We start from the raw sequence: 22,460 nt of genomic DNA on the forward strand, positions 1-22,460 counted from the left end.
GCAATGATTGATCTGCAGATCGAGCAGTACAGGTCCACCGATGAAAACAAGGCCATGGTGTTGCTGGTGGATGACCAGGCGATGATCGGGGAAGCCGTGCGGCGCAGCCTGGCGGCCGAACTCAACATCGACTTCCACTTTTGCGCCGACCCCCACCAGGCAATCGCCAATGCCGTGCGCATTCGCCCCACGGTCATCCTTCAGGACCTGGTAATGCCCGGCCTGGATGGCCTTACGCTAGTGCGCGAATACCGCAACCATCCGTCTACCCGGGACATCCCGATCATCGTGCTTTCCACCAAGGAAGACGCAGTGGTCAAGAGCGCAGCCTTCGCCGCGGGCGCCAACGATTACCTGGTCAAACTGCCCGACACCATCGAGCTGATCGCGCGCATTCGCTACCACTCCCGTTCGTACCTCACGCTCCTGCAGCGCGACGAGGCTTATCGGGCACTGCGGGTAAGCCAGCAGCAGTTGCTGGATACCAACCTGGTGTTGCAGCGGCTGATGAATTCGGACGGCCTTACCGGGCTGTCTAACCGCCGACATTTCGATGAGTACCTCGAGCTGGAGTGGCGCCGGGCCATGCGCGATCAAACCCAGCTGTCGCTGCTGATGATCGATGTGGACTACTTCAAGGCCTACAACGACAACTTCGGCCATCTGGAAGGGGACGAAGCCCTGCGCAAAGTGGCGGACGCCATCCGTGACTGCTCCAGCCGCTCCAGCGACCTCCCGGCCCGCTATGGCGGCGAGGAGTTCGCGCTGGTGCTGCCAAGCACTTCCCCGGCCGGCGCCCGGCTGGTGGCCGAGAAACTGCGGCAGAGCATTGCGGCGCTGGGCATCTGGCATAACGCCCCGGAGCCCGCCTCGCCACTGACGGTGAGCATCGGCCTGGCCACCATGACGCCTGCGCCAGGCACCCACTGCCGGTTGCTCATTCTCGCCGCCGACAAAGGCCTTTACATGGCCAAGCACAGCGGGCGCAATCAGGTAGTGGTCGCCGATTGACCAGTGCGACCGGGCGTAAGCCCGGGAATGAACACGCAAGCGCTGCATGCTATACTCCCCGGCTTTTGATGTGAGTGCGCAGCCGCCATGGAAATCAACCCGATCCTCAACACCATCAAGGACCTCAGCGAACGCTCCGAAACCATTCGGAGGTATCTTTGACTACGATCAGAAGGCTGAACGCCTGACCGAAGTCAATCGCGAGCTTGAAGATCCAAACGTTTGGAACAACCCCGAATACGCCCAGAACCTGGGCCGGGAGCGCTCCACCCTGGCGACCATCGTCGATACCTTGAACGAATTGTCCGGTGGCCTGGCCGATAGCCGCGAGCTGCTCGACATGGCAGTCGAAGAAGACGACGAAGGCGCGGTCGCCGATGTGGTTAGCGAACTGGAGCGCCTGCGCGGTTCGCTGGAAAAGCTCGAATTCCGCCGTATGTTCAGCGGCGAAATGGACGCCAACAACGCCTACCTGGACATCCAGGCCGGTTCGGGCGGCACCGAGGCCCAGGACTGGGCGAACATGCTGCTGCGCATGTACCTGCGCTGGGCTGACAAACGCGGCTTCGACACTACCATCATGGAACTGTCCGAAGGCGAAGTGGCCGGCATCAAGGGCGCTACCCTGCACATCAAGGGCGAATATGCCTTCGGCTGGCTGCGTACCGAAATCGGCGTCCACCGGCTGGTGCGCAAAAGCCCGTTCGACTCGGGCAACCGTCGCCATACGTCGTTCACCGCGGTGTTCGTGTCGCCGGAAATCGACGACAACATCGAGATCGAGATCAACCCGGCGGACCTGCGCATCGACACCTACCGCTCCTCCGGTGCGGGCGGCCAGCACGTAAACACCACCGACTCGGCGGTGCGGATTACCCACGTGCCTACCAACACCGTGGTGAGCTGCCAGAACGAACGCTCCCAGCACGCCAACAAGGACACCGCCATGAAAATGCTGCGGGCCCGGTTGTACGAGCAGGAAGTGCAGAAGCGCAACGCCGCGTCCCAAGCGCTGGAAGACAGCAAATCGGACATCGGCTGGGGCCACCAGATCCGCTCCTACGTGCTGGACGCGTCGCGGATCAAAGACCTGCGCACCGGCGTTGAGCGCAGCGACTGCGACAAAGTGCTGGACGGTGACCTCGACGAATACCTCGAGGCAAGCCTCAAACAGGGCCTCTGACAGGGCCCGTCGGGCCCTGGCGGCAAGTTTCAAGTGGCAAGCTGCAAGCCAGAAGCGACTGCCGTTACGCCGGCTTCTGCCTTGCAGCCCTTGATCTTGCTTTTACTTGCAGCTTGAAGCTTGAAGCTTGAAGCCCCAGAAAGACTTTTTACGGATGTGACATGAGCGACCAACCACTCGACCCGCAAGCCCTTCAACAGGAAGAAAACAACCTGATCGCCCTGCGCAAGGAAAAACTTGCTGCCGTGCGCGCCGAAGGTCAGGCCTTCCCTAATGATTTCCGCCGTGACAGCTATGCAGGCGACCTGCAAAAGCAATACGCGGACAAAACCAAGGAAGAGCTCGAAGCTGCGGCGATCCCGGTCAAGGTTGCCGGCCGCATCATGCTCAACCGTGGCGCGTTCATGGTTATTCAGGACATGTCCGGGCGTATCCAGGTTTACGTGAACCGTAAAACCCTGCCCGAAGCCACCTTGGCACAGGTTAAAACCTGGGACCTGGGCGACATCATCGCCGCCGAAGGTACCCTGGCCCGCTCCGGCAAGGGTGACCTGTACGTTGAAATGACCCAGGTGCGCCTGCTCACCAAGTCGCTGCGCCCGTTGCCCGACAAGCACCACGGCCTGACCGATACCGAGCAGCGCTACCGCCAGCGTTATGTGGACCTGATGGTCAACGAAGACGTGCGCGAAACCTTCCGCGTGCGCTCCAAGGTGATCGCTCACATCCGCAGCTTCCTGATGAAGCGCGACTTCCTCGAAGTCGAAACCCCCATGCTGCAGACCATCCCCGGCGGCGCGGCGGCCAAGCCGTTCGAAACCCACCACAATGCCCTGGACATGGAAATGTTCCTGCGCATCGCGCCCGAGCTGTACCTCAAGCGGCTGGTGGTAGGCGGTTTCGAGAAGGTCTTCGAGATCAACCGCAACTTCCGTAACGAAGGCGTTTCCACCCGGCATAACCCCGAGTTCACCATGCTCGAGTTCTACCAGGCCTACGCCGATTACGAAGACAACATGGACCTCACCGAAGAGCTGTTCCGGGAGCTGGCCATGGAGGTGTTGGGTACCACTGACGTGCCCTACGGCGACAAGGTGTTCCACTTCGGCGAACCGTTCGTGCGCCTGTCGGTGTTCGACTCTATCCTCAAGTACAACCCGGACATTACCGCCCAAGACCTCAACGATATCGACAAGGCGCGCGCGATCGCCAAGAAGGCTGGCGCCAAGGTGCTGGGCTTCGAAGGCCTGGGCAAACTGCAGGTGATGATTTTCGAAGAGCTGGTGGAGCACAAGCTGGAGCAGCCGCACTTCATTACCCAGTACCCGTTCGAAGTGTCGCCGCTGGCGCGCCGCAACGACGACAACCCGAGCGTGACCGACCGTTTCGAGCTGTTCATCGGTGGCCGCGAGATCGCCAACGCCTATTCCGAGCTCAACGATGCCGAAGACCAGGCCGAGCGCTTCATGCGCCAGGTGGCGGACAAGGACGCTGGTGATGACGAAGCCATGCACTACGACGCCGACTTCGTACGGGCGTTGGAATACGGCATGCCGCCCACCGCGGGTGAAGGCATCGGTATCGACCGCCTGGTGATGCTGCTGACGAATTCGCCGTCCATTCGCGACGTGATTCTCTTCCCGCACATGCGCCCGCAAGCCTGACGCGCAGGACCGGGCCGCAGGCCCGGGAACTGGAACTCCCGGGCTGGTTCGCAGGTTTCACCTGCTCCTACTGGTCCGGGAGGCCGGGATATGGATGGCGACAACCTGAAAGGATCTGAAGTGGAACCCGCAACCGTTTCAACCAGCGCTGCTGGCGTGGCAAGTGCCGTGGCCATGAGCGTGCAATACGAGGGGCGCAAGCCCGCCAGGGAGGGCAGCGAACAACGCCGCCAAGCCATCCTCGATGCCGCCATGCGCATTGTTGTGCGCGACGGCGTGCGCGGCGTGCGCCATCGCGCGGTGGCGGCCGAAGCTGGGGTTCCGCTGTCAGCTACCACTTACTATTTCAAAGACATCGAAGACCTGCTGGCCGATACCTTCGCCCGCTATGTGGAGCGCAGCGCTGCGCACATGGCCAAGCTGTGGGCCAGCAGCGAGGAGATGCTGCGCCAGTTGCTCGCCGCTACCGATCAAACGGCCGAAGCGCGCGGTCGCCTGGCCGACGCCATCGCGCGAATGACCGCCGACTACGTGCGCAAGCAGCTCAATACCCGCCGCGATTACCTCATGGCCGAACAAGCCTTCCGCCAGGAGGCCCTGCTCACGCCTCGCCTGGCCGGCCTGGTGTTGTCGCACCAACGCATCCTTCACGAAGGGGCTTGCCAGATGCTGCGCGTACTGGGCTCACGCTGCCCCGAGCAGGACGCACAAGTGTTGACGGCGTTGATCGGGCAGATGGAATATCAGGCGCTGTTGGCCCCCGACCAGGCGGCCGAAGACACCGGGATGCTCGACATTCTCACCCGCTACATGCACCTGGTACTGGCCGCAGCCTGAAGGAGGCCCGGGGATGAACGTCTGGCGCACGCTGTTCGCGGTCATGCTGGTGGGCGCCCTGCTCAGTGGTTGCCTGGCCACGTTCGATGAGCCGATCCCGCCCGGGCAAAAGGCGCCTGCGGCCTTGCTTGGCCAATGGCAGGCCCGGGACGCCTGGGGCGAGCACCTGAACCTCAAGATCCAGCCCGCCGCTGAGGGGCACTACAGCGCCATCAGCTACCAGAAAGGTTCTCCTGCCCCACGGGATCAGGCGTCCTTTACCGTAAGCCGCCACGGGGGCCGCTGGTACGCGTCCGCGCCCATGCCCAAGGCCTATGGTGGGCGCTTCGCTATCGTTGGCTTCGAACTGAGCGATGCGGACGAATTGGTGGTCTACAACCTGGACCTGGAGCGCTTGCAGCAGGCGATAGCCCAGGGTGCCCTCGCCGGTGAGCGTTTCGATACACGTGACGGTCAGGGCGTTGCCGTGCGCTCAAGCCCGGCCCAAGTGTTCGCCTGGCTGGACGACCCGGCCAACACGGATGTGTTCGTGGAAATCGCCCGCTACAAACGGGTTGCACGCTGACTTCACAAGGGAGGGCCGATGGACGACTACCAGCAAACGGTGCGAGTGCTGTCTGATCGCATTGTTGCCGCGCAAACCCCTATTCGTATCCTCGATGCGGTGAAATGGGACGACAACGTCCGCCAGGCATTCCTCAAGGCCAAGGGCAAAGCCCTGCCTGAAGTGGACCGCGCCTGGTACCAGAGCCGGCCGTTGGGCTTCGACGCGACGGCCGTGCGGGTGGAATTCCAGAGTATCGAGCGCGAGGTCACGCGGCAGCTGGGGCAATTCAACCCAGTAGGGCAGATCATGCGCCGCATGTGCCGCGAATACCGGATGGTGGTGCGCATGCTGGAAGCCCGGGGCACCGAGGATTTCGGGCTCATTTCACAAGAGTTGTATGGCGCGGCTTCCGATGCGTTCCATGCTGGCGACCCCACCCTGGCAGACCTCGGCAGGATGCTGTCCGATTACCTCAATAACATCGACGGCCGTGGGGACCTTAAAGACGAGGTAAAAAACCTTACGGCCAAGGAAGCGGTGGACATGCTGCAAAGCCGGCTCAACCGCGTATTCGGCGAAACCGAAGGCACTATCCGCGTGTTCGAGTCCGATGGCATCGTGGCCGACGCCGCGGCCGGCGCTGATTACATCAAGATCCGCGCCGACGCCATGTTCAACGAGCGGGATGTGCGCGCGCTGGAGGTGCATGAGGGCCTGGTGCATGTGGGTACCACACTGAACGGGTTGAACCAGCCTATCTGTACCTTCCTGGCCAAGGGGCCGCCGTCCTCTACCGTCACGCAGGAAGGGCTGGCCATCCTCATGGAAGTGATTGCCTTCGCCTCCTACCCCAGCCGCCTGCGCAAGCTCACCAACCGCACCCGTGCCATTCACATGGTGGAGGAGGGGGCGGACTTCCTTCAGGTGTTCGATTTCTTCCAGGAACAAGGCTTCGGCATGGCCGAGAGCTACGGCAATGCCAGCCGGGTATTTCGCGGTTCCACTCCTACGGGGCTGCCCTTTACCAAGGACCTGTCCTACCTCAAGGGCTTCATCATGGTCTACAACTACATCCAGCTCGCGGTTCGCAAGGGCAGGTTGGAGCAGGTGTCGCTGTTGTTCTGCGGCAAGACCACCCTGGAAGACATGCGCATCCTGCGCCAGTTGGTGGAAGAAGGCCTGGTAGCGCCGCCCAAGTACCTCCCGGAACAGTTCCGTGACATGAATGCGCTGTCGGCGTGGATGTGTTTCTCCAACTTCCTCAATCACCTGAGCCTGGACCGCATTGAAGCGGATTACGCGAACATCATTTAAAGCCCTGGGGCTGGCACTGCTGCTGGGCATGGCCGGCTGCAGCAGCCTGCTGTTCTATCCCGAGCCTGGCGAGCCCTTCACGCCTGATGTGGCAAAGCTGGCCTGGCGCCCGGTTACGCTGCAAAGCGCCGATGGCGTTCGCCTGCATGCCTGGTGGTTGCCAGCCAAAGCCGGTGTGCCGGTCAAGGGTACGGTGCTGCACCTGCATGGGAACGGCGGCAACCTGTCCCGCCACCTGGGCGGTAGTTGGTGGCTGCCGGCCGAGGGGTATCAGGTATTGATGCTGGATTACCGCGGCTATGGGCTGTCCGAAGGCAGTGCCGGCCTGCCGGGGGTGTACCTCGACATACAAGCGGCGCTCGACTGGCTGCGCCAGGCGCCGGAAGCTCAAGGCCAGCCGTTGACACTGCTGGGGCAAAGCCTGGGCGGTGCGCTGGGCATTCATTACCTGGCCGGGCACCCGAGCGAAGCGGCGCGTTTCAAGGCCTTGGTGTTCGACGGCGCGCCCGCCAGTTATCGCAAGGTGGGCCGCTTTGCCCTGAGCACCTCGTGGCTGACCTGGCCGCTGCAGGTGCCGTTGTCCTGGATCGTGCCGGACGGTGACAGCGCCATCGCGGCAGCCGAACATCTCGGGCCCATCCCCAAGTTGCTGTTCCAGAGCCTGGATGACAGCGTGGTGCCGCTGGAAAACGGCATCGAGCTGTACAAGGCCCTGCCACCGCCCCGTGTACTGCAACTGACCCGTGGGGGGCATGTGCAAACCTTCGTTGACCCCACCTTCCGCCGGGTGATGCTGCGCTTCCTCGAAGACCCCAGCCACTTCAACGGGCTGCGGCGGTTGGGTGAGATACCCAATTACCCGTAGCAGCTGGCCTTGCCGCCAGCCGCCCACAAAAAAGCCAGCCCCGAGGGGCTGGCTTTTTCATGCAACCGCGGCGCTTAGTGAATCGAGGAGCGTGGCGCGACGGGCTGGTTGTCGTTGGAAATGGTCACTTCCACACGACGGTTCATGGCGCGGCCCGAGCTGCTGCTGTTGTCAGCTACTGGGTACTGCTTGCCGTAGCCTTGAGCGACGATGCGCTTGGCGTCTACACCCTGGCGAACCAGCGCGGCCATCACGGAGGTGGCACGGGCCTGGGACAGGCTCTGGTTGTAGGAATCCGACCCAGTGGCGTCGGTATACCCTTCGATGATGACCTGACGGTCCGGGTTGTCCTTCAGGAACTGAGCCAGCTGGATGACGTTGGTCATGCCGCTAGGCTTGAGTTCGGACTTGTTAAGGTCGAACAGTACGTCGCCGAAGGTCACCAGGGTGCCACGGTCGGTCTGCTTGGCGTTCAGGCTGTCCTGCAGCTTTTTGATCTGAGCATCGCGAGCGTCCAGCTGTGCCTTGGCGCGCAGGGCGGCGGCGTTCTTGATGTCATCTTCGGACGTGCGCAGGGCGATGGTCTGCTTGGCGAATTCCACGCGCTGGTTGGTCAGGTAGGCCAGTTGGTCAACCTTCTGCTTGTCGTCGCCTTCACGGTAGGCCTTGTCGGCCTTGTCCAGCCACTCCGAAGCGTCCTTGGTTTCAAGGGCGGCAAGGGTCGCGGATTTCGGATTGGTCTGCAGCGAGGAGTAGTTGGTGCGGGCGCTTTCCAGGTTGGCGTTCGGGTCGTGCGAGCAAGCGCTCAAGCTAACGGCCACGGCCAGCAGGGCAGGGATCATCAAATGTTTACGCATGGGGGTTCTTCCTTATCTGTCCAAAGTGCACTCGGGGCGGTTACTGAGCGTTGCGCATGCCTTCCTGGCGCAGTTCTTCCACGCCCTGGTGCGCGTCGTCCACGGCCTTCTGTGCCTTGGCGGCCTGTGCCTTGCGCTCGGCTACGCGAGCGTCCCACTCAGCCTGTTCGGCAAGCATTTTTGCCTTGTCGTAGTCTTCGTCGTGCATGGCGATTTCGGCCGCCTTGAACTTGTCCTGGGCCGATTTGGTTTCCACGGCCGCGTATTCGGTCCCGCCAGCGCTCACCGCGCTGTTCACGGCCGATTGGGCCAGTGCGTATTGCTCGGTGGGTGGGTTACCGGCGCAACCGGCCAGAATGAAGCTGCTGCCCAGCGCCAGAGCGGCGAGCTTGAGCCCACAGACTGCGTTGGACGAGGGTTTGGCAGTGCAAGTCTTCATGATCTTCGACTCCATAGGAGGGCTTTCAAAAAACAACTTATCCATGGCAGCGGCCTGGGCAGCGTAACCGCGGGCATACTACTGCGATGGCTAATGTTTGGGACTCAAGTGTTTTTCTGATAGTTCACAAAACTGTCCAAAGGAATGAATTTTTACTTCCTGAAGGCTCTGGCACAGGGCCTAGCGGCCGCTTTCCGTCATGCCTTGGGCGGCAGTGTCGGCCGTCTCGGGGGTGTCTTTTTGGTTAAGTTCGTCCAGATAACGACGAGACAGTGCAAGGAAACGCGGTGTCGGCCCGATGTCTTCGTACATAGGGTCGCCTTCTTCATCGGTAGCGATCACCTTGGTTCCGCGGATATACGGAAAGCTGGTTTCAAGCTCTTCGAGCGCCGCGCCGATCAGCTCTCCGAGCAGTTCTTCGGCATGGTGTTTCGGATACATTTCCTGCAACGCCGACAGGCGAGCTGCCGATTCAACGTCCAGATGGATGCTGTAGGGTGTTTTGGTCAGGCGGCCTTTGGCGTTCTGTTCCCAATGCCGGGCGAGCTCACGGATTTTCATGGGCACCTCATGGGTCGGATAGGTCATTGCGAGGCCAAACAGCCGTGCATCCACAAGGCTGCGTAAGGCGTACAGGAGTATTGAGCGGTTTTTCTGGGCCGCGTTCATTTGCCGCTGCGCTATCCTGCCTGCGTCTGCCGGCCATCAGAGGAGCAAGGACATGAGCGAAATCGACGCGCGCCTGCGTGAGCGGGTCCATGTGTTGGGCGAATTGCTCGGCACCACCATTCGCGAGCAATACGGCGAAGCCTTCCTCGAAAAGATCGAGCGCATCCGGCAAGGGGCCAAGGCTGATCGCCGCAGCGCGACCGCCAGCACCGCGCAGTTGCGCGACAGCCTCGATGACCTGAGCGAGGATGAGTTGTTGCCGGTGGCACGGGCGTTCACTCAATTTTTGAACCTGGCCAATATCGCTGAGCAGTACCAGCTGATCCGCCGGCGGGCCGAAGGCGACGAGCCGGTCGCGCAGCTTGCGGACCCGAGTGCGGACATGGCGGATGCCGAGCGCCTGCCCGAGCTGCTGCGCCGCCTGCAAGCCGCCGGGCATGATGCCGACCATCTGGCCCGGCACGTGGGCCGGCTGGATATCGAGCTGGTGCTCACCGCGCACCCCACGGAAGTGGCCCGGCGCACGCTGATCCAGAAATACGACGCCATCGCCGCTCAATTGGCCATGCTGGACCATCGCGACCTTACCGATGCGGAACAGCAAGCCATCCATCACAAGCTGCAGCGGCTGATTGCCGAGGCGTGGCATACCGACGAGATCCGTCGCACCCGTCCCACGCCGGTGGACGAAGCCAAATGGGGTTTTGCGGTGATCGAGCATTCCCTGTGGCACGCGGTGCCCAACCACCTGCGCAAAGTGGATGCAGCCCTGCATGCCGCCACCGGTTTGCACCTGCCACTGGAAGCGGCGCCGATCCGCTTTGCCTCGTGGATGGGCGGCGATCGCGACGGCAACCCCAATGTCACGGCCGCGGTAAGCCGCGAGGTGCTGCTGCTGGCGCGGTGGATGGCGGCAGACCTCTTCCTGCGCGACGTGGACCAATTGGCCGCGGAGCTGTCCATGCAGCAGGCCAGCGAAGCGCTGCGTGCACACAGTGGTGATAGCGCCGAGCCCTACCGGCACGTACTGAAGGCATTGCGCGAGCGCCTGCGGGCAACGCGCAGCTGGGCCCAGGCCGCCCTTAAGGGCCCGCACCCGGCCGATGCCGAGGTGCTACAGGACAACCATCAACTGCTGGCGCCGCTACAGCTATGTTTTGAGTCGCTGCATGCCTGTGGGATGGGCGTGATCGCCGACGGCCCATTGCTGGACTGTATCCGTCGCGCCGTCACTTTCGGCTTGTTTCTGGTGCGCCTGGACGTTCGCCAGGATGCGGCCCGCCACGCTGCGGCCATGAGCGAAATCACCGAGTATCTGGGGCTGGGGCGCTATGGGGACTGGGACGAAGACGACCGGGTAGCCTTCCTGCTGACAGAGCTGAACAACCGCCGGCCGTTATTGCCGGCCCACTTCCGACCTTCGGCCGAAACCGCCGAAGTGCTGGCCACCTGCCGCGAAGTAGCGGCTGCACCGGCGGCGTCGCTGGGCTCTTATGTCATCTCCATGGCGGGGGCCGCCTCGGACGTATTGGCCGTGCAACTGCTATTAAAGGAATCGGGCGTATTGCGACCCATGCGGGTGGTGCCATTGTTCGAGACCCTGGCAGACCTGGACAACGCCGGCCCTGTGATCGAGCGCTTGCTATCGCTGCCCGGCTATCGCGCCAGGCTCCATGGCCCTCAGGAAGTGATGATCGGTTATTCCGACTCGGCCAAGGACGCTGGCACCACGGCAGCGGCCTGGGCGCAATACCGGGCGCAGGAAACACTGGTGAATATCTGTGCGGAGCAGGGCGTTGAGCTGCTGCTGTTCCATGGCCGCGGCGGGACCGTGGGGCGGGGAGGCGGCCCTGCACACGCGGCCATTCTGTCGCAACCGCCCGGCTCGGTGGCCGGGCGCTTCCGCACCACCGAGCAAGGGGAGATGATCCGTTTCAAGTTCGGCCTGCCTGATATCGCCGAGCAAAACCTGCACCTCTACCTTGCGGCCGTGCTCGAGGCCACGCTGCTCCCGCCGCCGCTTCCCGAGGCGCCGTGGCGCGCTCAAATGGACCGCCTGGCCACGGACGGCGTGCAGGCATATCGCAAGGTGGTGCGTGAGCACCCCCAGTTCGTGGAGTACTTCCGCCAGTCAACCCCGGAGCAGGAGCTGGGACGCTTGCCCTTGGGCAGCCGGCCGGCCAAGCGCCGCCAGGGCGGCATCGAAAGCTTGCGCGCTATCCCGTGGATTTTCGGCTGGACGCAAACCCGCCTGATGCTGCCGGCCTGGCTGGGCTGGGAAGCGGCGCTGGGCCAGGCCCTGGAACGGGGCGACGGCCCGGTGCTGGCGCAGATGCGAGAGCGTTGGCCGTTTTTCCGTACCCGCATAGATATGCTGGAAATGGTGCTGGCCAAGGCAGACGCGGATATCGCCAGCCAATATGATGAGCGCCTGGTAGAGGATTCGCTCAAGCCGCTGGGCCAGGAGCTACGCGACCTATTGTCGCAGTGTGCGCACCATGTACTGGCGGTCACCGGGCAGCCGAAACTGCTGGCCAGCAGCCCGGATACCCTTGAGTTCTTTGCCCTTCGCAATACCTACCTGGACCCCCTGCATCGCCTGCAGACCGAGCTGCTTGCCCGCTCCCGATCCCAGCAGGGCGCCCCGCACAGCGGGCTAGAGCAGGCGCTGCTGGTGACCGTGGCGGGTATCGCCGCCGGCTTGCGCAACACCGGTTAAGGGAACGTCCCTGATGCGGCAGGAAGTGTCCGCCAGGGCACGCCTCGCCGCCCAGGCAGTCACACTTGGTTGCACCTTGCCCGCTGCGGCGGGTTCCTGCGACCTTCGACGGCTTGTCTGGCCTCGGGCGCCTGTGTATCTTGGACAGCCTTTTGGCCGATTTCGGCCAGCCCGAATTTTTTCGGTGGCTCACCGGTAGTTACGTTTTCTCCAGGGTCATCGGCGTTGTCATATAAAAAAACATTTGAGGAGCACATCGATGCGCGTGATTCTGCTGGGAGCTCCCGGAGCCGGGAAAGGTACGCAGGCCAAGTTCATCACCGAGAAGTTCGGTATTCCGCAGATCTCCACTGGCGACATGCTTCGCGCGGCAGTCAAGGCCGGTACTGAACTGGGCCTCAAGGCCAAGGAAGTAATGGCCAGCGGTGGGCTGGTATCCGACGACCTGATCATTGCGTTGGTAAAGGAGCGTATCGCTCAGCCCGATTGCGCCAATGGCTTCCTGTTCGACGGCTTCCCGCGCACCATTCCCCAGGCCGAAGCCCTGGTGAAAGCCAACGTTATTCTGGATTACGTTGTGGAAATCAACGTGGCCGACGAAGAGATCGTCAATCGTATCGCCGGCCGTCGCGTACACGAAGCCTCTGGCCGGGTGTACCACACCGTGTTCAATCCGCCGAAGGTTGCCGGCAAGGACGACGTGACCGGTGACGACCTGATCCACCGCGCTGACGACACCGAAGAAACCGTGCGCAAGCGTCTTCAGGTTTACCATGACCAGACCGAGCCGCTGGTGAACTTCTACAAGAACCTGTCCGTGGAACAGGGCAAGCCGAAATACGCCTGTATCGAAGGCGTGGGTACGGTGGAAGACATCACCGGCAAGGTGGTTGCAGCGCTCAGCTGACAGCTTGCCGGATAAACGAAAGCCCGTTCGCGGGCTTTCGTCGTTTATACTCTCTGCCTTTTTTCTGCCCCGGACACCGCAATGCCCACCTTGCTGGCCCTCGATACCGCCACCGAAGCCTGTTCTGTCGCCTTGCTCCATGAGGGTCGGGTACTCAGCCATTATGAGGTGATCCCCCGGCTGCATGCGCAGAAGCTGCTACCGATGATCCAGCAGGTTCTGGCCCAGGCCGGTATCGCACCAGGTGCAGTGGATGCTATCGCCTTCGGTCGCGGCCCTGGCGCGTTCACCGGGGTTCGCATTGCCATTGGCGTGGTGCAGGGCCTGGCGTTCGCGCTGGATCGCCCTGTGCTCGGCGTTTCCAACCTGGCTGCGCTTGCCCAAGGTGCCTGGCGGCGTCACGGCGAGGCCAGGGTGGCCGCGGCCATCGACGCTCGCATGGATGAAGTGTACTGGGGCTGCTATCAGGAACAGGCCGGCGAAATGCGCCTGTGCGGCACCGAGGCCGTGCTGCCCCCTCATGCGGTGCAGTTGCCGGCCGATAACCCGGAGGGCTGGTACGGCGCTGGCACAGGGTGGGGCTATGCTGATCGCTTGGCGGTCAAACCCAGGCAGTTCGACGCCATGGCCCTGCCGCACGCGGAAGACGTACTGGCGCTGGCCACGTTCGGCTGGGCCCGTGGCGAGGCCGTTGCCGCTGACCAGGCACAGCCGGTGTACCTGAGGGACAACGTGGCAACGCCGAAGGGCGCTCCTCGCGCCTGAGCCGGTTTCCGACGGCCAGAGGGGTTTTCGACCCGCGGCCCTAAACCTTTTGCACGTTATGTGGTCCAGTTATCACCGAGCCAGTGCTGGGGGCGCTACAGTGCCAGCACGCTGATATCACGTATCGAGAACCTTAATGCGCATAGATGGCGTCTCCTCGCGGTCGTACCCGATCAAGCGCAAGCCCGGCAAGGGCTTGGCGCGGGTTGAGGACGTGCCTGAAGAACGGGAAGGCGAGATCGAAGTGATCGAGGCCCGCCCGCGGCCTGCCGCAAGCGGTGGCCGCGGTACGCTCGTGCCGGCCTTCTCCGCGCGCGAGCAGGAAGAACTCTTCCGCGGCGTCAACACCCGCGTGGCTACTGCCTTGGCAAGCTATCTCACCACGGCGAGCTTCGTGGAGTGGGACGGTGAGGTTCTGGGCCTGGACGTTCATATCTGACTTCTGCCGACCTCCCGTATTACCTGGGCTGCCCTTCCTGGAGCGATGCGGCCTGGCGGGGCAGCTTCTATCCTGCTGATACCCAAGCCTCGGACACCCTAGGGCTGTATGCCAGCGCCTTTAATGCCGTGGAAGGCAACACGACCTTTTATGCCTGGCCCGCGGCGGCTACGGTCACGCGCTGGGCCGAGGAAATGCCCGCCCACTTCCGCTTTACCGCCAAGTTTCCAAGGGACATCAGCCACGGTGGAGAGCTCGCTAGCCAGCTCGAACTGGCGCACCAGTTTCTGCGCTCACTTGACCCGCTTGGCGAGCGCGTTTCACCGGTGTGGCTGCAATTGTCAGCCAGCTTCGGACCTTCCCGCCTCGCAGACCTTGCCCTGTTTATCGAAGGGGTTTCCCGGCCGCTGGCGGTAGAAGTGCGGCACCCGGCATTCTTTTCGAAGGGAAGCGAGGAGCGCGCCCTTAACCGCCTGCTCCGGGATAGCGGCACGGAGCGCATCTGCATGGACACCCGCGCGCTGTTCAGCGTGACGTCCACCAACCCTGGCATTCTTCATGCGCAAGCCATGAAGCCACGGGTGCCGCCACGGCCCGCCGCGTTCACCGATCGGCCTCAGGTGCGTTTCGTTGGTTTGCCGCGCGTAATTGATAACGAGCCGTTCCTTGACCCTTGGGTGGCCAAGGTAGCCGAATGGATTGAAGAAGGCCGCCGCCCCTATGTGTTCATGCACACCGCCGACAACCATGAGGCGCACGCCCAGGCGCGACGGTTTCATGAGCGGCTGACTGAACGGCTGCCTGGGTTGCCAGCCTTGCCGCCCGTGCCTGCAGCGGGCGCCCCCACGCAGATGGGCTTGCTGTGAAAGGGCCTGCGCACTCACGGGGCACTTAGGATGCGTGGGCTTATCATGCTGTGCGGGTTGGCTGTAGTGGGGTTTGGGCTGTGGTGGGCGTTGCCGCTTCCCCCACGCTGGAACCCTTGGGCGCCTCTGGATGTAAGCGAAGTACCCAATTGGCTGACGCCGTTCAAGCTGCGCCGCCTCCAGGCGGATCCACAACTGTGCGCGCAGGTGCTTGCCGTGTCTGGCCTGCGCTACCAGCCCCAGGCGGATTCGCCGCCCGGCCAGCGCTGCCCGCTGCGTGAGGTAGTCCGCGTAAGCGGCGGGCCGGTTCGGTTAAGCAGCAGTTTCCTGGCCAGTTGCCCGCTGGCGGTGTCCACGGCCATGTTCGAACGTCACGGTTTGCAGCCAGCGGCCCAGGCCGTTTATGGCGCGCCAGTGGTCGCCATGGAGCATCTGGGCAGCTTCGCCTGCCGCAACGTATACAACCGCAGCCAAGGGAGGCTCAGCCAGCACGCCAGCGCCAACGCCTTGGACATTGCCGCCTTCCGGTTGGCTGACGGCCGTCGGATCAGTGTGTTGCAGGGCTGGAAGGGCAGTGTCGATGACGCCGAATTTCTTCGGCAGGTGCACCACAATGCGTGTAAGTATTTCAATACCGTGCTTGGCCCGGAGTACAACGCAGCCCACCGCAATCACTTCCACGTAGACATGGGCGGATGGGCCGTATGTCGATGAAAGGCAATGTATTTCCGGTTGTTTCCGTCGCCGCACTTGAGTCGCTTTTATCAGTCTGAGGTTACGCAGACTTCCCCACTGCGGTCCTGGAGGCCGCTCATGTATCGCAAACTACTGCTGATCGCTTCAATGGGAACGCTGCTTGGAGGCTGCGTGCCTTACGCCACCGATGGCTATGTACAAACGGACGTCTACACCGTACAGCGCCCTGTTTATGAGGCTCGCCCTTATGCCTATCCTTATGGCTATACCAGCGGCTACTACGTAACCCCGGGGCCCCGCTATTACGCGCCGCCACCCCAATATTACCGACCGCCGCCACCGCCAGCCTGGCGCCCGGGGCCACCGCCTCGGCCTGCGATGGGTTGGCGCGGCGGGCCACCTCCTCAATGGCGCCATGACCGCGGCCCGGACTGGCGTGACCATGGCCGCGGCGGGCCGTATCGCGGGCCGCGTGGCGATCACGGCGGCCGTGGCGGCTGGGACGGGCGGGGTTATCGATAGAACGCTCTACGCCGGATGGCCGACCAAACGGCGCCCGCCATTATTCGCGAACTCCGCCTTCGGCTCCGCTGGCTCCCACAGGAGGCTCTAACCCATTGTGAGCCCGGGGCTCGGGGTTCATTACAAATCCTTCAAGGGGTGTTCACCTTCCCAGGCGCGGCTGAAGTGGGCGTTCACCACGGCCTCGGGAATGGTAGCCACGTCGGGCCAGTGCCAGTGAGGCGTGTTGTCTTTGTCTACCAGGCGCGCGCGCACTCCTTCGCTGAATTCCGGATGGCGGCAGCAGTTGAGGCTGAGGCCGTACTCCATCCGTAACACGTCCGGCAATGACAGCTGCCGGGCGCGCTTGAGCTGATGCCAGGCTAGGTGAGCCGTGAGCGGGCAGCCACCGATCAGGTTTTGCGCTGCCTGGGCAAGGTCAGGGTCGGCGTGGTCGCGCCAGCGGGCGATCGCTTTCCACGCCTGCACAGGGCCTGCTACGTCCAACAGGTCATCCACAGCGGCACGTCGCGCCAGCCATTGTGCCGGCGGGCGGGAGGAGGGCATCATGTTCGAGCGCACGGAGAAGGCTGATCAGCTGCACGTCTGCATTTTCTTGCCAGTTCAATTGCACCAGGCCGTCAATCAGTTCGTCCTGCTGATCATCGCGCAGCAGCCTGTCCGCCAACCCAAGCTCTAGGGCATCGGTGCCGTTCACCTGGGCCCCGGTCAACGCCAGGAACAGGCCCAGCTTGCCCGGGAGGCGATTATAGAACCAACCGGCACCCACATCGGGATAGAGGCCGATGCTCACCTCCGGCATCGCCAGGCGGCTCCCGGGCGTGACAATACGGATCGCGGCACCTTGCAGCAGGCCCATGCCGCCCCCCAGCACATAGCCATGCCCCCAGCAGATGACCGGGCGGGTGAAGGTATGCAGGCGGTAGTCCAAACGGTATTCAGCTTCGAAGAACCGCGCCGCCAGGTCGGGGACTTCCCCGGGATGAGCGCGACAGGCCTCGACCAGGCTACGCACGTCGCCGCCCGCGCAGAACGCTTTGGGGCCATTACCCCGCAGCAGCACGCAGGCGATGCGGGGGTTGCGCTCCCAGGCGTCGAGCTTATCCATAAGCGCCTCGATCATCGGTAGCGATAACGCGTTCAAGGACTTCGGGGCGTCGAGGGTGGCAATGCCGATATGGGCACCGTTTGCCCCGATAAGCTCTTCAAAACTCAGATTCATCGAAACCTCTGCTCAGTACTTTGTTGGAATTATGGACCGCAAGGGTCGGTTCGATTGACAACAGAGAAGGTCTTTCCTAGTGTCCCCGGATTGTTCCATGGACTGCCACATGACCACCACTGCCTCTGAAGAAGATCGCATCAAGCTTGAGCCGAGCTGGAAACAGGCGCTCAAGGAAGAGTTCGACCAGCCGTACATGCGGCAGTTGCGCGAGTTCCTGCGCCACGAACTGGCCGCGGCCAAGGAGATTTATCCGCCAGGGCCGCTGATATTCAATGCGCTGAACCTCACCCCGCTGGATCAGGTGAAGGTGGTGATCCTGGGCCAGGACCCCTATCACGGCCCCGGCCAGGCCCACGGGCTGTGTTTCTCGGTGCAGCCAGGGGTGCCCGCGCCGCCCTCGCTGGTGAACGTGTTCAAAGAGCTCAAGCGCGACCTTAACCTCGACGTTCCTTCCCATGGCTGCTTGCAGCATTGGGCCGAACAGGGTGTGCTGTTGCTTAACACTACCCTTACGGTCGAGCGCGGCATGGCGGCCTCCCATGCCAAGAAGGGCTGGGAGCCATTCACCGACCGCATCATCGAAACGGTGAGCGAGCGCTGCGAGCACGTGGTGTTTTTGCTCTGGGGCGCCCATGCCCAAAGTAAGAAAAAACTGATCGACCCCACCAAGCACCTGATTCTTACCTCAGTGCACCCGTCGCCGTTGTCAGCGCACCGGGGCTTCATCGGCAATGGGCATTTCAGCAAGACCAATCAGTTCCTCAAGGACCACGATCTGGCCCCGATCGACTGGGCGCTATGAATGGGCGCCGGGCTGCCTGTTCCAGCGGCGGAACAGCGGCTCTGCCAGGAACAGCACAAACAGCAGGCGCATCACTTGCAGCGCGGTCACCAGCGGCACGGACAGTTGCAAGGTTTCGGCGGTAAGGCTCATTTCGGCGATGCCGCCGGGCATCATGCCCAGGGTGAGGGAGCGCAGGTCCAGCGCGGTCGCCAGGCTGAGCAGCCAGGCGGCGACGCCGGCAATCAGCATCGTCAGCAGTGTGCCTGCCAGCGTACGCCCGAGGAACGAAGGCGCGCGGCGAAAGAACGCCCGGTTGAAGTGACAGCCCAGGCCGCTACCGATCAGCCACTGGCCGATCTGGCTGCCGCCCGCAGGCAAGCTGCCCTGCAGGCCCATGCCGATACTCAGGGTGGCGGTAACCAGCAGCGGCCCGAACAGCCAGGGGTTGGGCTGGTCAAGCTTTTGCCACACCAGCGCCGCCACAACGCCCAGCCCGCCAATCAACGCAAGCCAGGCCCAGCCCAGCTCACCGTTGTGCTGAGGCACCGCACCCTCGCCCAACAGGTACTTGAACACCGCGGGCACCAGCAATACCACCAGCAGTACCCTCAGGCTTTGCCCCGCGGCCACTCGGCCAAGGTTGGCGCCGTTGCGCGCGCCCAGGTTGACCATCTCGCCGGAGCCCCCCGGCATGCTGGAGAAAAACGCGGTAGCGCGGTCTTCGCCCGTGCGCAGCAGCAGCCATACGCTTACCAGGCTGGACACGCTGGTCACCAGCGCGCCGCCGACAATCAGCGGCCAGTGTTCGGCCACCTGCTCGAGAATGATCGGGGTGAAGTGCAGCCCAATGCCAATGCCGATGATCCATTGCCCACAGCGCCGCCCGTTGGGGATTTCGCGCAACTGCCAGGGGGTAGCGCAGCGCACCAGGATGACGGCCAGCAACGCGCCAGTCATCCAGGGCAACGGCCAGCCCACCTGGCTGGCCAACCATCCGCCTACCAGCCCGGTTACAGCCGTGACCCACCAGGCGGGTGACCTTGCTTCAGGCATTGGCGAGCCGGCGGGCACGTTGACGATTGCGCCAGATGCGGATCAGCGGCAGCACCAGCATGATTGCAGTGAGCACCCAGGTGCCCACGGTGATGGGGCTGCCGGCGAGGATTTGCAGGTCTCCGTTGGAAATGGACAGCGCGCGCCGCAGGTTCTGCTCCATCAGGCCGCCGAGAATGAAGCCCAGCAGCAGCGGAGACAGCGGGAAGTCCAGCTTGCGCAGGATGTAGCCGAAGATGCCGATACCCACCATCAGGAACAGGTCGAAAGTGGTGGCATGCACCGCGTACACACCAATACCGGTGATAATGGCGATCACCGGCACCAGCGCCCAGTTCGGCACCGACAGAATACGCGTGAACACACGGATCATCGGGATGTTGAGGATCACCAGCATCACGTTGGCGATGAACAGCGAAGCGATCAGCCCCCACACGATGTCGGGCTGCTGTTCAAACAAAAGCGGGCCCGGGGTGATGTTGTAGAGGCTAAGCGCGCCGATCATCACTGCCGTGGTGCCCGACCCTGGTACGCCCAGGGTGAGCATGGGCACCAACGCACCACAGGCGGCAGCGCCGATAGCGGTTTCCGGTGCCGCCAGCCCGCGCAGGTCGCCCTTGCCGAATTTACCGGTGGGGCCGGCCATGCGTTTTTCCGTCATGTAGGCCACAGCGCTGGCCAGGGTGGCGCCGGCGCCAGGCAGAACACCCATGATGAAGCCCAGCAGGCCGCAACGAACGTTCACCATCCATACCGCAACGGCTTCCTTGAGGTTGAACATCATGCGCCCGGTGGCTTGCGCGGCTTGATGGCCGTGGTGGGTTTTTTCGAGCAGCAGGAGGATCTCGGACACCGAGAACAGCCCCAACACCAGCACCACAAATTGAATGCCGTCGGCCAGGTGCACGCTGTCGCCCGTGAAGCGGTACACCCCGCTGTTGGCGTCGATGCCGATGGTGGAGAGGAACAGGCCGATCAACGCTGCGATGAATGTCTTCAACGGCCGGTTGCCTGCCATGCCGCCCAGGCACACGATGGCGAACACCATTAGCACGAAGTATTCCGCAGGCCCGAAGGCGATCGCCCACTTGGCCAGCAGGGGCGCGAACATCACCATGCCGCAGGTTGCGATCAGGGCGCCGATGAAGGAGCTCCAGGCCGACAGCGACAGTGCCACACCGGCCATGCCCTGACGGGCGAGGGGGTAGCCATCCAGCGTGGTCATCACGGTGGACGCCTCGCCCGGAATGTTCAGCAAAATGGAGCTGATACGCCCACCGTATTCGCAGCCCAGGTACACCGCCGCGCACAGGATGAGCGCGGATTCAGGCGGCAAGCCGAGGGCGAAGGCGATCGGGATGAGCAGCGCTACGCCGTTGATCGGGCCTAGCCCTGGCAACAGGCCGACCACGGTACCGATCAAGGTGCCGATCAACGCGGTGATGAGGTTGTACGGTGACAGGGCAACACCAAAGCCTTGCCCGAGGTAGCCGAGAGTGTCCATGTCAGTTCTCCAGTACGTCGAGCAGGCCCATGGGCAGCGGGACGTCCATCACGCGGTCGAACAGGATGTAGAGGCCAATGCTGGCGATTGGAATGACCACCAGCGCCGGTACCCAGCGCCCGCCGTACAGCCGCGCCATGGGCAGGCCGACCAGCATGGCGCTGAGGATGAAGCCCAGGGGCTCGAACAGGCCGGCGAACAACAGCAGCAAGCCGATGCAGGCGCCGATCTTCAGCAGGCTGTGGCGGTCAAGGCTGGGCTCGTCCTCGGTATGAACGATGGGAGTAGGGCGCAGCAGCATGTACAGCAAGGCGATGCCCATCAATGCCAACAGCAGCAAAGGGTAGGCACGGGGGCCGACGGGCTCGTAGGAAAAAGCTGCCTGGTAGGGCCAGGCCATGACCGCCAGCACCGCGCACATCGCCAGCAGCGCCGCGGCGAACAGCCGTTGCAGTGTTTTCATGGTTGTTCTCCGAGGCGCCCGCGAAGCCGCGGGCGTCATGAGGTCACTGGATGAGCCCGAATTCCTTGGCGAGGGTCTTGTAGTCCGCCACCTGTTTCTTCACGTAGGCATCCAGTTCCGGGCCGGTAAGGGCGAAGGGGAACAGTTCACGCTGGTCGCGCAGCTTGGCGAACTCATCGGTGGCCAACATCTTGTCGAACGTGGTCTTCCACCAGGCGTAGTCCTCGTCGCTCACCTTTGGCCCTACATAGAAGCCACGTACCACGGGCCATTGGATGTCGTAGCCTTGCTCTTTGGCGGTAGGGATGTCCTTCATCGCCGGCTCGTCCAGGCGTTTGTCGGAGAACACCGCGAGGATGCGCATGTTGCCGGCCTCGATGTGGGGCATGGAGTCGGAGATGTCCGTGCTGCCCACCTGGATGTGGCCACCCATCAGGGCCGTGGCGATTTCACCGCCTCCCTCGAGCGCCACATAGCGCAGCTCCTTGGGGTTAATGCCCGCCGCCTTGGCGATCAGCGCGGTTTGCATCCAGTCCTGGCTACCCACGGTGCCGCCAGAGCCGATCACCACCTTGCTGGGGTCGGCCTTCAGGGCTTGCACCAGGTCGTCGAGGTTTTTGTAAGGGGAGTCGCTCTTCACTGCGATAGCGCCGTAGCTGGTGCCCACCGCGGCCAGCCAGCGAACAGCGTTCTCGTCGAACCTGCCGAACTTGCCTTGGGCCAGGTTGAGCAGCGAGCCGCTCGACCAGGCCACAAGGGTGCCGCCATCGGCGGGCCGCTGAGCTACTACGGCGTTATACGCCACCGCACCCACGCCGCCGGGCATGTACGTGACGCGCATGGGCTTTTCCAGCAACTTCTGGTTGAGCAGGGCGCTTTGTACGAGTTTGCAGGTAAGGTCGAAGCCGCCACCGGGCGAGGCGGGAGCGATGCATTCAGGGCGTTTGGGTTCGGCCGCGAGGGCGGAGGTGCTAAGCGCCAGGCAGGTGACGGCCAGCGCGAGGGGGCGCAGTATCGCGTTCATGATGACTCCACTTTTGTTGTTTTTGTTTGGCGGCTTCGGACTGTCGCAGTTGACGAATCAGTACCGGCCATCACTGAGCCTAGAACGCGAAACTTTCACCAGGCTTT

The 22,460-nt window shown here is 63.0% G+C and carries 22 protein-coding genes and 1 pseudogene; 15 read left to right on the forward strand and 8 right to left on the reverse strand.

The annotated features are described in order from the left end of the window. The first annotated feature begins 3 nt into the window (after positions 1–3). From LG385_RS02560 to LG385_RS02590, 7 genes are all read left to right on the forward strand, one after another. Positions 4–1,011: a diguanylate cyclase gene (locus LG385_RS02560; RefSeq protein WP_181111404.1), complete on the forward strand. Its 1,008-nt coding sequence runs from the start codon at positions 4–6 to the stop codon at positions 1,009–1,011. An 87-nt stretch (positions 1,012–1,098) separates the two neighbouring features. After that, a protein-coding gene (gene prfB / locus LG385_RS02565) for a peptide chain release factor 2 (protein WP_225772159.1) occupies positions 1,099–2,194 on the forward strand; the annotation gives its coding sequence in 2 pieces (ribosomal slippage) (positions 1,099–1,170 and positions 1,172–2,194; 1,095 coding nt in all). A gap of 161 nt (positions 2,195–2,355) precedes the next feature. Then, positions 2,356–3,858 carry a lysine--tRNA ligase gene (gene lysS, locus LG385_RS02570; protein ID WP_225772161.1) on the forward strand — a complete coding sequence of 501 codons (1,503 nt, stop codon included), beginning with the start codon at positions 2,356–2,358 and terminating at the stop codon, positions 3,856–3,858. A gap of 90 nt (positions 3,859–3,948) precedes the next feature. After that, complete coding sequence (locus LG385_RS02575) at positions 3,949–4,695, forward strand: TetR/AcrR family transcriptional regulator (RefSeq protein WP_181111407.1); 747 nt, start codon at positions 3,949–3,951, stop codon at positions 4,693–4,695. Between the two features lie 13 nt (positions 4,696–4,708). Continuing rightward, entirely contained in the window at positions 4,709–5,260 is a 552-nt protein-coding gene (locus tag LG385_RS02580; protein ID WP_225772163.1) for a hypothetical protein, read from the forward strand. 18 nt (positions 5,261–5,278) lie between these two features. Further along, positions 5,279–6,556, forward strand: a complete 1,278-nt coding sequence (locus LG385_RS02585) for a flavohemoglobin expression-modulating QEGLA motif protein (RefSeq protein ID WP_225772165.1) — start codon at positions 5,279–5,281, stop codon at positions 6,554–6,556. Between the two features lie 28 nt (positions 6,557–6,584). Next, the gene (locus tag LG385_RS02590; RefSeq protein WP_225776156.1) at positions 6,585–7,421 is read left to right on the forward strand and encodes an alpha/beta hydrolase; all 837 of its coding nucleotides are present in this window, start codon (positions 6,585–6,587) and stop codon (positions 7,419–7,421) included. 74 nt (positions 7,422–7,495) lie between these two features. On the opposite strand, the gene LG385_RS02595 is transcribed toward LG385_RS02590, so the two are convergent. The 3 genes from LG385_RS02595 to LG385_RS02605 all read right to left on the reverse strand — a co-directional run bounded on the left by LG385_RS02595 (position 7,496) and on the right by LG385_RS02605 (position 9,278). Then, positions 7,496–8,278, reverse strand: a complete 783-nt coding sequence (locus tag LG385_RS02595) for an OmpA family protein (protein WP_225772167.1) — start codon at positions 8,276–8,278, stop codon at positions 7,496–7,498. Between the two features lie 40 nt (positions 8,279–8,318). Further along, on the reverse strand, positions 8,319–8,732 hold the full coding sequence (locus LG385_RS02600) for a DUF4398 domain-containing protein (protein ID WP_225776157.1): 414 nt from the start codon (positions 8,730–8,732) through the stop codon (positions 8,319–8,321). Positions 8,733–8,897: 165 nt separating this feature from the next. Then, positions 8,898–9,278, reverse strand: coding sequence for a pilin assembly protein (locus tag LG385_RS02605; RefSeq protein ID WP_225776158.1), 381 nt, complete (start codon positions 9,276–9,278; stop codon positions 8,898–8,900). Between the two features lie 160 nt (positions 9,279–9,438). Between LG385_RS02605 and ppc the strand changes: the two genes are divergently transcribed. From ppc to LG385_RS02640, 7 genes are all read left to right on the forward strand, one after another. Then, the gene (gene ppc / locus LG385_RS02610) at positions 9,439–12,105 is read left to right on the forward strand and encodes a phosphoenolpyruvate carboxylase (RefSeq protein ID WP_225772169.1); all 2,667 of its coding nucleotides are present in this window, start codon (positions 9,439–9,441) and stop codon (positions 12,103–12,105) included. A gap of 259 nt (positions 12,106–12,364) precedes the next feature. After that, positions 12,365–13,012 carry an adenylate kinase gene (gene adk / locus LG385_RS02615; RefSeq protein WP_181111412.1) on the forward strand — a complete coding sequence of 216 codons (648 nt, stop codon included), beginning with the start codon at positions 12,365–12,367 and terminating at the stop codon, positions 13,010–13,012. An 81-nt stretch (positions 13,013–13,093) separates the two neighbouring features. After that, positions 13,094–13,777, forward strand: coding sequence for a tRNA (adenosine(37)-N6)-threonylcarbamoyltransferase complex dimerization subunit type 1 TsaB (tsaB, locus tag LG385_RS02620; protein WP_225772171.1), 684 nt, complete (start codon positions 13,094–13,096; stop codon positions 13,775–13,777). A gap of 136 nt (positions 13,778–13,913) precedes the next feature. Then, complete coding sequence (locus LG385_RS02625) at positions 13,914–14,216, forward strand: hypothetical protein (RefSeq protein ID WP_181111414.1); 303 nt, start codon at positions 13,914–13,916, stop codon at positions 14,214–14,216. Then, positions 14,213–15,082 carry a DUF72 domain-containing protein gene (locus LG385_RS02630; protein ID WP_225776159.1) on the forward strand — a complete coding sequence of 290 codons (870 nt, stop codon included), beginning with the start codon at positions 14,213–14,215 and terminating at the stop codon, positions 15,080–15,082. Before LG385_RS02625 ends, LG385_RS02630 begins: the two co-directional genes overlap by 4 nt. A 30-nt stretch (positions 15,083–15,112) precedes the next feature. Next, positions 15,113–15,796, forward strand: a complete 684-nt coding sequence (locus tag LG385_RS02635) for an extensin family protein (protein WP_225772174.1) — start codon at positions 15,113–15,115, stop codon at positions 15,794–15,796. Positions 15,797–15,895: 99 nt separating this feature from the next. After that, on the forward strand, positions 15,896–16,300 hold the full coding sequence (locus tag LG385_RS02640; protein WP_181111416.1) for a hypothetical protein: 405 nt from the start codon (positions 15,896–15,898) through the stop codon (positions 16,298–16,300). A 120-nt stretch (positions 16,301–16,420) separates the two neighbouring features. Here the strand turns inward: LG385_RS02640 and LG385_RS02645 are convergent. Then, positions 16,421–17,522: pseudogene (locus LG385_RS02645) on the reverse strand (enoyl-CoA hydratase/isomerase family protein). Between the two features lie 109 nt (positions 17,523–17,631). Between LG385_RS02645 and ung the strand changes: the two are divergent. Next, on the forward strand, positions 17,632–18,327 hold the full coding sequence (gene ung / locus LG385_RS02650; RefSeq protein WP_225772176.1) for a uracil-DNA glycosylase: 696 nt from the start codon (positions 17,632–17,634) through the stop codon (positions 18,325–18,327). Here the strand turns inward: ung and LG385_RS02655 are convergent. The 4 genes from LG385_RS02655 to LG385_RS02670 are packed head-to-tail and all read right to left on the reverse strand — an operon-like array spanning position 18,322 to position 22,353. After that, the gene (locus tag LG385_RS02655) at positions 18,322–19,362 is read right to left on the reverse strand and encodes an AbrB family transcriptional regulator (RefSeq protein ID WP_225772178.1); all 1,041 of its coding nucleotides are present in this window, start codon (positions 19,360–19,362) and stop codon (positions 18,322–18,324) included. The genes ung and LG385_RS02655 overlap by 6 nt on opposite strands. Then, positions 19,355–20,866: a tripartite tricarboxylate transporter permease gene (locus tag LG385_RS02660; protein WP_181120129.1), complete on the reverse strand. Its 1,512-nt coding sequence runs from the start codon at positions 20,864–20,866 to the stop codon at positions 19,355–19,357. Before LG385_RS02660 ends, LG385_RS02655 begins: the two co-directional genes overlap by 8 nt. Position 20,867: 1 nt before the next feature. Further along, complete coding sequence (locus LG385_RS02665) at positions 20,868–21,329, reverse strand: tripartite tricarboxylate transporter TctB family protein (protein WP_225772180.1); 462 nt, start codon at positions 21,327–21,329, stop codon at positions 20,868–20,870. Between the two features lie 43 nt (positions 21,330–21,372). After that, positions 21,373–22,353, reverse strand: coding sequence for a Bug family tripartite tricarboxylate transporter substrate binding protein (locus LG385_RS02670; RefSeq protein ID WP_225772182.1), 981 nt, complete (start codon positions 22,351–22,353; stop codon positions 21,373–21,375). Positions 22,354–22,460: the final 107 nt, after the last annotated feature.

This window comes from Pseudomonas sp. Marseille-Q5115 (assembly GCF_916618905.1).
GTDB lineage: Bacteria > Pseudomonadota > Gammaproteobacteria > Pseudomonadales > Pseudomonadaceae > Aquipseudomonas > Aquipseudomonas japonica_A.